Source organism: Edwardsiella anguillarum ET080813 (assembly GCF_000264765.2).
Lineage (GTDB): Bacteria > Pseudomonadota > Gammaproteobacteria > Enterobacterales > Enterobacteriaceae > Edwardsiella > Edwardsiella anguillarum.
On sequence record NZ_CP006664.1, the window covers coordinates 854,753 to 868,587 of the forward strand.

A 13,835-nucleotide genomic window follows, 5' to 3' on the forward strand; every position below is an offset into this window, starting at 1 on the left:
GGGTCGCCGCTCGTCATAAAGGGTTAATAGTTCCAGCTCAGGCTAAAGCCAAACGTCACCGGGTCGGTTTTGAACCCCGTCGGTTTAGACAGGGGGAGCCCGGTAAACAGGTCATAACTGACACCGACGGAGGAGACGGCACCGCGTACCCCCAGAACCGAACCGGCCAGATGACGGCCCGTCAGGTCGCTCAGCGTGGTGCTGTTGCCGCTCACTTCCCCGTAGTCCGCCCCCAGATACAGCTCCTGCGCTGGCAACGGTGTGCGCCAGGCCAGCGTATTCTGTACCGTCCAGCCGTTGGTGGCGCTGAGCATACGTTCACCATCGAAGCCGCGCACCGTCCAGCGGTTGCCAATGGAGAACTCATCCTGCGGCGTGAGCGGCGTATTGCTCATTTGTCGTCGCCAGGTGGTATTCCAGCTGAACGCCTGCCCGGCGAGCGTAAAGGGCACAGTGATCGACGCATTCCAACTGAGAATTTTTGATAGCGCGGTCACGCCACCATAGTCGTCCCACTGCTCTTCCGGTGCCGGCAGAGCGCCGAACCAGCGCGTACCGCGCTGATAACTCCCCCCCACATCCAGCGTTGCCCCGCCCAGATAACGATGGTGGGTTAACCCCAGCCGCCAGGCGCTGGTACGCCGCTGCTGGTCACCGATTTCAACGTTACTGATAAAATTGCGGGTTTCGCGCACCAGTACGTCATAGGTGGCGATGGTTTTTGAGGTGGCGTTACGATGCAGCACGCGGCTGAGCTGCACATCCAGCGAACGGCTTTTACCCGCATACAGGATATCGGCATTGCGCCCCGCAACGGTCTGATGATAGTCATAATCACTGGCGGTGATGCCCAGCAGCCAGTAACCAAACGGCACCGAATAGTGACCGGACAGGCTTTTATTGCTTTTCCCGCCGGTAAACCCCAGGTCCCGGCTGGCAGTGACGTAAAGCAGGTCGGAAAACGAGGTCGGATTATCCAGCGCCAGCATCACGCCGCCCTGGTAACGACCGGTATCTCGGGTGCCGGTGTCATCGACCCAGGCACCGACACGCCAAAAGCGTGACTGGGTACGCTCTACCAGAATATCGCTTTCCCCCGGTGCCTCGCCCGGGTGGAGGGCCATCCGGGCGGTCACCGTCGGTAACCGCTGCAGATTCTCCAGCCCCTGTTCAATATCCCGCACGTCCAGCAGGTTGCCACGACGGGCTGGCATCGCTGAATACAGGCTGAACCGGGATGACGATGAAGGCGTCAGCTGCACATCCCGCACGATCCCCGGAACGATGCGCAACTGCAGCACCCCACGGCTCAAGTCCTGTTGTGGTGCCAGCACCCGGGATGTCACCCATCCATGGTTGATCAGCCGGTTTTGCAGCGCACTCATCAGTAGATTGATGCCCTTTACCCCCACGCAGTGCCCCACAGCCTGGTTCGCCAGACGTGTGAGCGGAATCCAGTGAGGCAGGGCATCCTGCCCGGTCAGCATTACCTGGTTAATCGCAAAGCAGGGCGTTTCTTCAGGAAAGATCAGATGAGAGGGAGAGGGGGCATTCTCAGAAAGGCGGATATCCGGCGCTTTTGGCGTCAGGGCATCATTGCGGGCTTTTTGCTGCAGCTCCTGCTGCTGAAACTGCCGGGCGGCATCCTGTTGCAGTCTGCTTTCCTCTCCCGGTGCCGCCAGGGCACCCGACACCATCCAACCTCCCAGCATCCCCAGCCATAGTGACCGGGCTGATAAGCGCGGCCTGAGTCTTCCCTGCATGTATGATCCCTGAAATGGCCACTGTAACAAAGTGTAAATAAGCATATATTATCCACAGGGGTTGTTCATAAAACAACCAGACTGGATGCATAACTGACCTCCGCTGGGATTCACTTTCTCTGAAAAGTCGATAATTGAGGAGCGGTGACCCGACCAGATCGCTTTTGAGTCACAGGTTTTCCTGATGATGCTACCGGGAGAGGGTGGCAGTAACATCGTGGGGGAGTTCGGCAACACCGGCGAGGCGCAGGCTGTCTGTTGCATAACTTCCCTGATCTTCTCAGCAATATCCATTCACGTAAGACGCGCCAGCTTCGCGCAAATATCCGGCGCAATACGCCCGGGAAGGGAGAACCAGGCCAGGGCCGTGTAAAACGTCAATCTGTTGCTGGTGTATCTCCTTCCATATGGGGTGTTGGATACCATCATAGGGCCGTTCCCGCAGGGCAGGCATACAGGCCGGAACCATCGCACCCGCGACGACTCGCCCTATACCATCAATATCCGCTGCCACCAATACACGCATCGCCGCCCAGCTGGCGACGAAATCGCACAACGTCTTCATATCTCACCGCTGGCGGTATGCAAGAAGATGTTTTCCGCCTTTCCCAGTCAGTGGGATATCGCGGTGAGCCTCCTCCCCGTCATGACCGCCTGCAGCGCGCTCACTGCGACGGGCAGGAAAAGCAGGCAGCACTACCCCAACACTGACAGAAAATACCGGAAAAACGTCCGTCAGCCGTGACTGTCTTTACCATTCTAATGGGGGATAAGCCGCACAAGAGAGTGAAGATCTACCGTTACCGGATGCAGATGGTGCAGAATTTTCGGGATGGGAAACGTGGGCGTTATGATCTGAGCCGGGGAGATATGTAAATACCCGCATTGTGTCTGATCTATAGCATCATTATATGATTCACGGAGTATTGCCCCGGAAAAAATATAAGCGGGCAATGTGAAGTCGGGACGGATGTTGTCGTATCTGACGTTGAGTGAAAATGCGCACCGTCAGCCACCGGAGAAACTGTCGGGGATAAACCCCGACAGGTATACGCTGAGATAGCGCGGGCCTACAGAAACATCACCGTGGTACATTGACAATGTTTCCAGGAGCCCTCAGACCTTTCGGCTCCTTTTTGTTTGATTGACGCCACCGTGCGGCCCGTGCCGCCGCCCCTTACAGGCTCTGGGTGAAGGTACGGGTGATCACGTCGCGCTGCTGCTCCGGGGTCAGGGAGTTGAAGCGCACCGCGTAGCCGGACACACGGATGGTCAGCTGCGGGTACTTTTCCGGATGCTTCACGGCGTCTTCCAGCGTTTCACGGCGCAGCACGTTAACGTTCAGGTGCTGACCGCCTTCCACGCGCACGCTCGGCGCGACGTCCAGCTCCACGTCACGGGATTCGAATGCGCCCAGCTCGTCCAGCGCGACCATCTGATCCTCAGCGTAGCCGCCCTTGGCGCACAGGCAGCGCGCGGCGCCTTTCTCTGTGTCCAGCAGCCAGAAAGAGTTCAGCAGGTCAGCGTTGTCAGCCTTGGTGATCTGAATACCTTTAATCATTTGTTGCCTCCAATTGAGATAGAGCAAAAATCGGCCAATTCGGTCATGGTGCCAGCCCCGTCGGCGGGCCATTTGGTAAAACCAATGTTGTCTTGATGTGTTATATACCAGTTAAATACCCCGCATTCTTTGATCTAAATCAATTTTATTTGGCTTGGCATTTTTACCACATTAGCAAATTTATGTTTTACATCAATTTTGATAAAAATTGCCATAAGGTAAAAAGAGTTTTTTTTGCTAAGGAGACGGCGTGAAATGCGCCGCTGGGCGGTTCCCCTACTAGCGGGGACAGGGTAAGCTACCCTTAAGGCAGCCCAAAGCCTGTGCGCACCGGAAAACCGGACGCGCACAGGCGCTGCAACCACATGAGAATCAACGAATAAAAACAAAGGAAGTGCAGATGACCACGTCACTCACCTGGCATGACGTAATCGGTGCCGAGAAAGATCAGCCCTATTTCCGCGACACACTGACCTTTGTTGCCACTGAGCGCAGTAATGGTAAGACCATTTATCCTCCGCAGCAGGATGTGTTCAACGCATTCCGCTTTACCGAGTTCAACGACGTGAAGGTGGTGATCCTGGGGCAGGATCCCTATCACGGCCCGAATCAGGCGCACGGCCTCTCCTTTTCGGTACTGCCCGGCGTGCCGACACCGCCCTCCCTGCAGAATATGTACAAAGAGCTGAAGAGCGACATTCCCGGCTTTGAGATCCCCAGCCATGGCTATCTGAAAAGCTGGGCCGATCAGGGGGTGCTGCTGCTCAACACCGTACTGACCGTCGAGCGCGGCCAGGCGCACTCTCACGCCCAACTGGGCTGGGAGCAGTTTACCGATCGGGTGGTTGAGGCGCTGAACAGCCAGCGCAGCGGCATCGTCTTTCTGCTGTGGGGCGCCCATGCTCAGAAGAAGGGACGCATCATCGATACCCAGCGCCACCGCGTGCTGAAGGCGCCGCACCCCTCTCCCCTGTCGGCTCACCGCGGCTTTTTGGGCTGCAAACACTTCTCCATGACCAACCAACTTCTGCAGGAGCAGGGGATGACGCCTATCGACTGGCAGCCACGCCTGCCGCAGGATGAGCCGCAGGCATAAAAAAACCAGCCCGCGGGCTGGTTTTTGCGCCTATCCTGAACCGAATCAGCCTTTAGAGACAGCGACCATCGCCGGGCGGATCAGGCGACCGTTCAGGGTATAGCCTTTCTGCATCACCATCATCACCTGGTTCGGCGCATGATCCGGCGAATCCATCATGGTCATCGCCTGGTGAACCTCGGGGTTGAACGGCACGTTCACCTCCGCCACCTGCTCCACGCCGAACTTACGTACGACGTCCAGCAGGGATTTCAGGGTCAGCTCCACCCCTTCGATCATCGACACCAGCTCGGTATTGGACTTGTCGGCAAGCTCCAGCGCACGCTCCAGGTTATCGATCACCGGCAGCAGCTCCCCGGAAAACTTCTCCAGCGCGAACTTATGCGCCTTCTCGACATCCTGCTCGGCGCGGCGGCGGATATTGTCCACGTCGGCACGGGCGCGCAGCATCGTCTCACGCTCATGCTCCCCCATGGCCTTCAGCTGGGCCTCCAGCTCTGCAATGCGGGCATCACGCGCGTCCGGCTCCACACCGGCGCCCTGAGTCTCAGCCTGAAGCGCTTCGTTTTCAACCTGTTCTACGTTAGCCGGCTCTTGCGTCATGTTTTGTTGTTCACTGCTCATGGAATTCTCCGCGGTTTTTGGCATTTATCTCGCTACTTGGCTTATTATGGGGATGAAAGCCGGCGATTCAAGAGAGCCGGGCACAATGGGCGTCATTCTGTCGCCCGCATCAGGCTGAGATCCACCTGCGCCGCCGCCCAGACGATGGCGCGCAGCCAAGGAAAATCGGAACATGAACAAACGCTTTGAATCCATTGGGCTGGTCGGTCACCCGCGCCACCCCGCCGCACTGGCGACCCATGAGATGCTGTTTCACTGGCTGACGGGGAAGGGCTACCCGGTGATCGTGGAGCGGCAGATCGCCCGCGATTTAAAGCTACAGCATGCGCTGACCGGCACCCTGGCCGACATCGGCCAACAGGCCGATCTGGCGGTGGTGGTCGGCGGCGACGGCAATATGCTGGGGGCGGCGCGCATTCTGGCGCGCTATGACGTCGACGTCATCGGCGTCAACCGGGGCAATCTGGGCTTTCTGACCGATCTCGACCCGGACAACGCTAAACAGCAGCTCTCCTGCGTGCTGGAGGGAGAATATAGCCGCGAACGCCGCTTTCTGCTGGAGGTCAAGGTCTGCCGCGACGGACAGATGCACCGGCGTAGTACCGCCATCAACGAAGTGGTGCTGCACCCGGGCAAAGTGGCGCACATGATCGAGTTTGAGGTGTACATCAACGACACCTTCGCCTTTTCCCAGCGCTCCGACGGACTGATCATCTCCACGCCGACCGGATCCACCGCCTATTCACTCTCCGCCGGCGGGCCGATTCTGGCCCCCACCCTGGACGCTATCGCCCTGGTACCGATGTTCCCCCATACCCTCTCGGCGCGCCCGCTGGTGATCGACAGCAACAGCAAAATTCACCTGCGCTTCTCCCACTTCAGCAATGAGCTGGAGATCAGCTGCGACAGCCAAATTGCGCTGCCTATTCAGCAGGGAGAGGAGGTGATCGTTCAGCGCAGCCCGTTTTATCTGAGCCTGATCCACCCTAAGGATTACAGCTACTTCAATACCCTCAGCAGCAAGCTGGGCTGGTCAAAGAAGCTGTTTTAACCGGGTATACGGCGCGGCGCGCAAATATTTGCGCCGGACACTTTACTGTATAAAAAACCAGTTTATACTGGAATTAAACACAGTAGTGTAATTCCGTACAGGGGAATATCCATGCTGACGCAGCTGACCGTCGCCAACTTTGCCATCGTCCGTGAACTGGAAGTCGACTTCCAGCGCGGAATGACCGCCATTACCGGCGAAACCGGGGCCGGTAAATCCATCGCCATCGACGCCCTGACCCTGTGCCTGGGGGGGCGCAGCGAAGCCGCCATGGTGCGGATGAATATGCCGCGCGCCGATATCTGCGCCCGCTTCTCGCTGGCCGATACCCCCTCTGCCCGCGCCTGGCTGGAGTCCAACCAGCTCGACGACAGCAACGAATGCCTGCTGCGCCGAGTGATCAGCGCCGACGGGCGCTCGCGCGGCTTTATCAACGGCACCGCGGTTCCCCTGTCCCAGCTGCGCGATCTGGGCCAGCTGCTGATCCAAATCCACGGTCAGCACGCGCACCAGCTGCTGCTGAAGCCGGAGCACCAGCGCCACCTGCTGGATGCCTATGGGCAGCAGCACCCCCTACTGCACGAGATGCAGGCCGCCTATCGCCAATGGCACCACAGCGTGCGCCTGCTGGCCGACCACCGCCGCCAGATCAGCGATCGCGAGGCGCGCCGCGAGCTGCTGCAGTACCAGCTAAAAGAGCTGAATGAGTTTGCGCCGCAGCCCGGCGAGTACGAACAGATCGACGAGGAGTACAAGCGTCAGGCCAACAGCGGCCAGCTGCTCAGCCTGAGCCAGCAGATCCTGGCGGCGCTCTGCGACGGCGACGACGGCAACGCCCTGAGCCTGGTACACAGCGCGCGCCACAGCCTGGGCGAGCTTATCAGCTACGACGCGCGCTTTGCCCCGCTGCTGGAGATGCTGGAGGAGGCGGCGATCCAGATCGACGAAGCCGGCAACGAACTGCGCCACTACGGCGATAGCATTGAGATGGATCCCGCCCGCCTGCAGCAGCTGGAGCAGCGCCTGTCGCGCCAGATCGCGCTGGCGCGCAAGCATCAGGTGGCGCCGGAGCAGCTACCGCAGCTCCATCAGCAGCTGCTGGAGGAACTGCACGCGCTGGATCGCCAGCAGGATGATGAAGCCCAGCTTGAGGACACCGTGCGCCAGCACCATCAGCAGGCGCTCAGCCTGGCACAGCGCCTGCACCAGCAGCGCAGCGCCTGTGCGGCAGAGCTGTGCGGCCAGATCAGCGCCCGCATGCAGGAGCTGGCCATGCCCCACGGCCGCTTTACCATCGACGTGACCTTTACCCCCGATGCGCTGACCGCCGACGGCGCCGATCGCATCGAATTCCGCGTCACCACCAACCCCGGCCAGCCGCTGCAGCCGCTGGGCAAGGTGGCCTCCGGCGGCGAACTGTCGCGCATCGCGCTGGCCATCCAGGTGATCACCGCCCAGAAGATGGATACCCCGGCGCTGATCTTTGATGAAGTGGACGTCGGCATCAGCGGACCGACCGCCGCCATCGTCGGGCGCCTGCTGCGCCAGCTGGGTGAATCGACCCAGGTGATGTGCGTGACCCATCTGCCGCAGGTGGCCGGCTGTGGACACCAGCACTACTACGTTAGCAAAGAGACCGACGGCGAAGAGACCGAAACCCGCATGCGGGCGCTAAATAAAAAGGCGCGGCTGCAGGAGCTGGCGCGTCTGCTGGGCGGCAGCGAGGTCACCCGCAATACCCTGGCCAACGCCCGCGAACTGCTGGCCGCCTGAGAGCCGCCGACGGCGCGGGAAAAGCGCATAATCCGGGAACCAATTCCCCGCGCCGTTGCCTATACTCCCGTCGGCGTGGTAATCTCGACGCCCAGAAGATCCTGCACCAAGATGCAGAGTCGCGCCGCAGCTACCCTGGCTTTGTGTCCAAAAGGAATGAATTAACTATGCGTTGTAAAATGCTGACTGCCGCCGCCGTGGTCCTGGTTATGCTGACCGCAGGCTGCGCCACCGTGGAAAAAGTGGTTTACCGTCCTGACATCAACCAGGGCAACTATCTGACCGCGGCCGACGTCGCCAAAATCCACCGTGGCATGACGCAGCAGCAGGTCGCCTATACCCTGGGCACCCCGCTGCTACAGGATCCCTTCGGCAGCAGCACATGGTTCTACGTATTCCGCCAGGAGCCTAGCCACGAGGGAATTACCCAGCAGACCCTGACCCTGACCTTTAACGCGAGCGGCGTGCTGACCAACGTTGAAAACACCAAAAAGCTGCCGAACGACGGCGACGCCTAGGCGTGCAGCGGCAGTTAAAAAAATAAGGCGCCCACGGCGCCTTATTTTTTGGCCCGCTCGGCGCGCTGGCGCCGCAGCTCACGCGGATCGGCGATCAGCGGGCGATAGATCTCCACCCGATCACCGTCGCGCAGCGGATCCTCCAGGCGCACCGGGCGACTGAAAATCCCCACCTTATTCTTACCCAGATCGATCTCGCTGCGCTGCGCCAGCAGCCCGGAGCGCTCGATAGCCACTCCCACGCTGCTGCCCTGCGGCAGGGTCAGGCGGCGCAGATACTGTTTTTCCGGCAGCGCGTACACCACCTCAATGCTCATCTCAGACACGGTAAACCTCTTTGGCCCGCAGGGTAAACGCCTGTACCATACTGCCAGCCAACTCCTTAAATATCTTGCCAAAGGCCAGCTCAACCAGCTTATTGGTAAACTCAAAATCCAGATGCAGCTCCACCTTACAGGCCTCCTCTCCCAGAGGAGTAAAGCGCCAATCCCCCATCAGGCGGCGAAATGGCCCCTCGATCAGCTGCATCTTAATATTACGGTTGTCCGACAACGTATTGCGGGTGGTAAAGGTCTTACTAATCCCCGCCTTACAGACATCGACCGAAGCGGTCATGCTCTGCGGCGAACTCTCCAGCACCCGACTGCCGACACAGCCCGGCAAAAAGGCTGGATAGGCATCAACGTCGTTGACCAACTGGTACATCTGCTGCGCGCTGAACGGCACCAGCGCGGAACGGCTAATCTGCGGCATATCAATTCCCGGACAACATAAACCGAGGCATAATACCATTTATTGCTAGACAGAGAGAATTGGCTTACGCACACTGGATGCCGTCCAGGGATCCGTGGCCACCCCCGGCAAAAAGTATTCATTCGCCGCTTGTAACAGTATAATGACGCTACTATGACAAAGAAAAAAGCATACAAACCGGGTTCGGCAACCATTGCCATGAACAAGCGCGCGCGCCACGACTACTTCATTGAAGAAGAGTTCGAGGCCGGGCTGTCGCTGCAAGGCTGGGAGGTCAAATCCCTGCGGGCCGGCAAGGCCAACATCAGCGAAAGCTATATTCTGCTGCAAAACGGCGAGGCGTTTCTGTTTGGCGCCACCTTTACCCCGCTGAACGTAGCCTCCAGCCACGTGGTGTGCGATCCGACGCGCACCCGCAAGCTGCTGCTCAAAGAGCGCGAGCTGGCGAGCCTGTTCGGCAGTGCCAACCGCGACGGTTACACCATCGTCCCGCTGTCGCTGTACTGGAAGAACGCCTGGGCCAAGCTGAAGATCGGCGTGGCTAAGGGTAAGAAAGAGCACGACAAACGCGACGACATCAAAACCCGCGAATGGAAGCAGGACAAAGCGCGGATTATGAAAAACGCCAACCGCTAACGCTGGCGCAGCGGCGGTAAACTCTGGTATACTGCCGCCTACACACTTGGGCCTGATTCTGGATTCGACGGGATTTGCGAAACTCAAGGTGCATGCCGAGGGGCGGTTTGCCTCGTAAAAAGCCGCAAAAAAATAGTCGCAAACGACGAAAACTACGCACTCGCAGCTTAATAACCTGCGCAGAGCCCTCTCTCCCTAGCCTCCGCTCTTAGGACGGGGATCAAGAGAGGTCAAACCCAAAAGAGATCGCGTGGAGCTCCTGCCTGGGGGTGAAGCGTTAAATCCAATCAGGCTAGTTTGTTAGTGGCGTGTCTGTCCGCAGCTGGCAAGCGAATGTAAAGACCAGACTAAGCATGTAGTACCGACAGCGTAGTAATTTCGGACGCGGGTTCAACTCCCGCCAGGTCCACCACATACGCTTCCGGAGACGTCCGGGAAAGTCTAGAAAGCCCGCATGGCACAAGCTCTGCGGGCTTTTTTGTGTCTGTTTTCGTCCGAGAGCATCCGGCTAAATCCGATGATTATTGGTATACGTTTAGGTATACGGTAGGATGTATACTTAAAAGTGTATACCAATTCATGAAGGAGCGGCCACAGTGGCACGGACAACACGCCCCCTGACCAACACCGAAGTTCTGCGCGCTAAGGCGTTAGAGAAGGATCTAACGCTGCATGATGGTGATGGGCTTTTCCTGATAGTGAAAACCAACGGGAAGAAGCTCTGGCGTTTCCGTTATCAACGTCCGGCAACAAAGCAGCGAACAATGATGGGGCTCGGTTCCTTCCCCGCCCTTTCACTTGCTGATGCCCGAGGGTTAAGAGCGGATTACCTTGCCCTATTAGCCAACGAAATCGACCCGCAAATTCAAGCTGAAGTTGCAAAGGAACAGCAACAAATCGCTCAGGACAGTATTTTTTCGACCGTTGCGGCAAACTGGTTCCAGCTCAAAAGTAAGAGCGTCACTCCTGATTACGCGAAAGATATTTGGCGCTCACTGGAAAAAGACATATTCCCTGCCATCGGTGAGACTCCTGTACAGCAGATCAAAGCCCGCACATTGGTTGAAGCGCTTGAACCAATCAAAGCTCGTGGAGCGCTGGAAACAGTTCGTCGTCTGGTACAGCGTATCAACGAAATAATGATTTACGCGGTTAACACCGGTTTGATTGATGCCAATCCAGCATCAGGTGTTGGTATGGCTTTTGAGAAACCAAAAAAGCAAAATATGCCAACGCTGCGGCCAGAAGAATTACCTAAACTGATGCACTCTTTAGTCATGTCAAACCTGTCAGTTCCGACTCGTTGTCTTATCGAGTGGCAGCTCCTGACCCTTGTGCGTCCTTCTGAAGCTTCTGGTGCTCAATGGGCTGAAATTGATCTCGACACTAAACTTTGGACAATCCCAGCCAATCGAATGAAAGCAAAAAGAGAGCATGTTGTTCCATTATCTCCACAAGCGTTAGATGTTTTGGATAGAATGAAAGCCATAAGTAAACACCGTGAGCATGTCTTTCCCAGTAGAATCAACCCAATGGTGCCTATGAACAGCCAAACTGCAAATGCAGCCCTTAAGCGTATTGGTTATGGAGGGAAACTTGTTGCTCATGGGCTTCGATCGCTCGCAAGTACTATCTTAAACGAAGCCGAATTCAACCCAGACGTGATTGAAGCAGCTCTTGCACATAGTGATAGAAACGAAATTCGAAAAGCGTATAACCGAGCACAGTATCTCACTCAGCGAATTGAACTACTAAATTGGTGGGGAAAAAAAGTAGCGACCAATAGTTTTAATGAATTTCACAACAAGGAAGAAAAATGAAAAAAAACAATGAGTTAATAAGATCTGCAATCGCAAGAAAGCGTTGGCAATATGAGGTATTGCGTAAGGACATAGAATATTGTCCTTATCGCCCTAAGAAAAAGAACAAGTCAAAAAAAGCAGTTGAATACATTAGATTCCCTGCTAATTTCAGTATCTATTCCGCTGATAAAAACAAGCATTATAGAGACACTATGAATATCATATATGCTATTTCTCGCATGGCAGATATGGAAACTAAAAAAGTTCATCTTGATTTTTCCCAAATGGAATATATCAAAGCTGCTTCTATATTAATTCTTTACGCTACTATTGAACAAGCTATAAAATCTGGAGTTAATTTTAGAATTGTTGCTTTTCCGAAAGATTTTAAAGCCACTAGAATAATAAAACGTTCAGGCTTAGAGGTATTATGCAAAGAAAATACACATCAACCTAATTTTGATGGGGATTCTATACCGGTTATAAGTGGTAGCGGTGGTGATTTTCGCGATGAAATCGTAGATTTTATTCAGCATAAAATTTACAAAAACAAGATGACGCCTGATACGGAAAGTAAATATGGGGGTGCAGTGCAGGAGGCCATTAACAATGTTGCATATCATGCGTACCCAGATATTCCTGAGTCCGACATGAAAAAATGGTGGGTGAAATGCGATCTTGCAGGTGACCAATTATTTTTAGCAATATACGATAAAGGCGTAGGCATACCTAAAACGGTCATGAACAGAACGTGGTTTGAGCAAATTCTTCAAAGCACATATCCAGATTTAGCATCTCAAATTAAGCGAGAGCTGGAAGAAGAAGGCATTGCAAAAAAAGATTTACTTAGTTACAAATTAGGCATTATCAGCGACGCGATGAAAATAGCCATTTCTATGGTTGGTGATGTTACAGGGACCGAGGAGAGCAAGCATGGGCAAGGAAGTAAAAGCATTAAAGCTTTAGTTACAGAAAATGACCAAGGAACTCTGTGGATTTACAGTAACAATGGATTATATAAGCTAAACTCTGGTATAGTTGAAACATACGATTTGCAAAAGCCGATGCCAGGCACCTTGCTACAGTGGAACATTAAGGTTGATCAAGATGAACTTGAAAAAAATTAGTATCGTCAATGACTTCAGCAAGAGCCCCTATGGCCGATATCCTTCTGATGGCAAGTGGAACGGTCAGGTTTTTCGTCAAGAAATCTTGGTGCCAGCCCTGAATAGCCATGATAAAGTTATAGTAGACTTGACAGGTTATAATAGATATGGCCGCTCATTTATCGATGAAGCCTTTGGCGGACTTATTCGCGAAGAAAACTTTACTAAATCTGATTTAGACAAAAAACTCGAGTATTATCACAATGATCTAAAGAGTTTTGAGTTATTAATTACGGAACGTATCGAGAAAGCCGCAAATGATACCAGAAAATACTAGCCACGCTCTAGATCTGAAATATATTGCCGTGATTATTTCCTCTATAATCGCGGTGTTTGGATGGCTTATTTCGTCTTATATTAACACTCGAACCTTTAAGCGAAATGAAACATCTAAGCTTAAAGATAAAATCTCGTCCATGGTTGAAACCTTCTTTGACTCCCTTGAGGAAAAAATAAAATCAAGGGGTATTAAGGAAACTGAACTTGATGATTTAATTGCAGGAAAACTTACTTTAATAGAACTACACTTGAATCATTTGGACAAAAAGATAAACATCAAGCTAATTTCTGATGAACATATAAATAAAATTAGAAGTGAACCATATGATTACCTAACATCATCTAACGGTGATTATAAGAAAAAACTAAACGACTTAAAATTCAATACGCTAGAGCTTATTGAAGAAAACTATACGGAATGGTATTTCAGAAACTCCACTAAATATCACTGGATGAAACTCAAGTCACTCCTCTTTCAAAAATAACAATTCACATCACCTCTCATTATTTTGCGAGGTGATTCTTTCATCAGGTTCGCTAATACCTCAACTGCATTTAAATTAATAAAACCTTCAGCCTATTCCTATCCATTTAATCACACTTCTTTACGAAAAAGCTAATAACTGAGCAATAATCAGATCATGTCCGGAACTGGATGCTATTAACATCCTGCGCGCAATGCTTTCCCCGCCTCGCCTGCCCGCTTCATGGGGCGCTTTTAATGCAGATGCATGAGACGGCACAGGGCGCGCCAGGACTGGCGCGGCGAGGGTTAAAAAATATCGTAAGGCGCATGCAAAACCATGCACGCTA

General features: G+C 54.2%; 14 protein-coding genes, 1 other RNA gene and 1 pseudogene. 11 read left to right on the forward strand and 5 right to left on the reverse strand.

The genetic code is table 11. The features are described 5' to 3' along the window. Positions 1–23: 23 nt before the first annotated feature. Entirely contained in the window at positions 24–1,763 is a 1,740-nt protein-coding gene (locus tag ETEE_RS03970) for a ShlB/FhaC/HecB family hemolysin secretion/activation protein (RefSeq protein WP_034165574.1), read from the reverse strand. 670 nt (positions 1,764–2,433) lie between these two features. On the opposite strand from ETEE_RS03970, the pseudogene ETEE_RS21810 reads away from it, so the two are divergent. Beyond that, positions 2,434–2,861 (forward strand): annotated as a pseudogene (locus ETEE_RS21810) (IS4 family transposase); the annotation flags it as partial. 79 nt (positions 2,862–2,940) lie between these two features. Here ETEE_RS21810 and grcA read toward each other — a convergent pair. Beyond that, positions 2,941–3,324 (reverse strand): autonomous glycyl radical cofactor GrcA, encoded by a 384-nt coding sequence (grcA, locus tag ETEE_RS03985; protein WP_015872299.1) that lies wholly within the window; start codon positions 3,322–3,324, stop codon positions 2,941–2,943. 400 nt (positions 3,325–3,724) lie between these two features. Between grcA and ung the strand changes: the two genes are divergently transcribed. Beyond that, positions 3,725–4,420 carry a uracil-DNA glycosylase gene (gene ung / locus ETEE_RS03990; protein ID WP_034165570.1) on the forward strand — a complete coding sequence of 232 codons (696 nt, stop codon included), beginning with the start codon at positions 3,725–3,727 and terminating at the stop codon, positions 4,418–4,420. A 45-nt stretch (positions 4,421–4,465) separates the two neighbouring features. Here ung and grpE read toward each other — a convergent pair whose 3' ends face one another. Further along, the gene (gene grpE / locus ETEE_RS03995) at positions 4,466–5,044 is read right to left on the reverse strand and encodes a nucleotide exchange factor GrpE (protein WP_034165569.1); all 579 of its coding nucleotides are present in this window, start codon (positions 5,042–5,044) and stop codon (positions 4,466–4,468) included. A gap of 172 nt (positions 5,045–5,216) precedes the next feature. Here grpE and nadK point away from each other — a divergent pair, with 172 nt between their 5' ends. From nadK to bamE, 3 genes are all read left to right on the forward strand, one after another. Further along, positions 5,217–6,095, forward strand: a complete 879-nt coding sequence (gene nadK, locus ETEE_RS04000; RefSeq protein ID WP_015872303.1) for an NAD(+) kinase — start codon at positions 5,217–5,219, stop codon at positions 6,093–6,095. A gap of 111 nt (positions 6,096–6,206) precedes the next feature. Further along, positions 6,207–7,868, forward strand: coding sequence for a DNA repair protein RecN (gene recN, locus ETEE_RS04005; RefSeq protein ID WP_034165568.1), 1,662 nt, complete (start codon positions 6,207–6,209; stop codon positions 7,866–7,868). Between the two features lie 167 nt (positions 7,869–8,035). After that, complete coding sequence (gene bamE, locus ETEE_RS04010; protein WP_034165566.1) at positions 8,036–8,386, forward strand: outer membrane protein assembly factor BamE; 351 nt, start codon at positions 8,036–8,038, stop codon at positions 8,384–8,386. Positions 8,387–8,427: 41 nt separating this feature from the next. Here bamE and ETEE_RS04015 read toward each other — a convergent pair whose 3' ends face one another. Then, complete coding sequence (locus ETEE_RS04015) at positions 8,428–8,712, reverse strand: RnfH family protein (protein WP_034165564.1); 285 nt, start codon at positions 8,710–8,712, stop codon at positions 8,428–8,430. Further along, positions 8,705–9,139 (reverse strand): type II toxin-antitoxin system RatA family toxin, encoded by a 435-nt coding sequence (locus ETEE_RS04020; protein WP_034165562.1) that lies wholly within the window; start codon positions 9,137–9,139, stop codon positions 8,705–8,707. Before ETEE_RS04020 ends, ETEE_RS04015 begins: the two co-directional genes overlap by 8 nt. Positions 9,140–9,292: 153 nt before the next feature. Here ETEE_RS04020 and smpB point away from each other — a divergent pair, with 153 nt between their 5' ends. The 6 genes from smpB (at position 9,293) to ETEE_RS04040 (ending at position 13,507) form a co-directional block, all read left to right on the forward strand. Continuing rightward, positions 9,293–9,775, forward strand: a complete 483-nt coding sequence (smpB, locus tag ETEE_RS04025) for an SsrA-binding protein SmpB (protein WP_015872308.1) — start codon at positions 9,293–9,295, stop codon at positions 9,773–9,775. Between the two features lie 48 nt (positions 9,776–9,823). After that, positions 9,824–10,187: a transfer-messenger RNA gene (gene ssrA / locus ETEE_RS19820) on the forward strand. Between the two features lie 184 nt (positions 10,188–10,371). After that, positions 10,372–11,595 carry an integrase domain-containing protein gene (locus tag ETEE_RS04030; protein ID WP_034165561.1) on the forward strand — a complete coding sequence of 408 codons (1,224 nt, stop codon included), beginning with the start codon at positions 10,372–10,374 and terminating at the stop codon, positions 11,593–11,595. Beyond that, positions 11,592–12,704: a hypothetical protein gene (locus ETEE_RS04035; RefSeq protein WP_034165560.1), complete on the forward strand. Its 1,113-nt coding sequence runs from the start codon at positions 11,592–11,594 to the stop codon at positions 12,702–12,704. The genes ETEE_RS04030 and ETEE_RS04035 overlap by 4 nt, the downstream gene beginning before the upstream one ends. Further along, on the forward strand, positions 12,685–13,020 hold the full coding sequence (locus tag ETEE_RS19825) for an STAS-like domain-containing protein (RefSeq protein WP_034165559.1): 336 nt from the start codon (positions 12,685–12,687) through the stop codon (positions 13,018–13,020). The genes ETEE_RS04035 and ETEE_RS19825 overlap by 20 nt, the downstream gene beginning before the upstream one ends. A gap of 139 nt (positions 13,021–13,159) precedes the next feature. Continuing rightward, entirely contained in the window at positions 13,160–13,507 is a 348-nt protein-coding gene (locus ETEE_RS04040) for a hypothetical protein (RefSeq protein WP_045425719.1), read from the forward strand. The last annotated feature ends 328 nt before the right edge of the window (positions 13,508–13,835 follow it).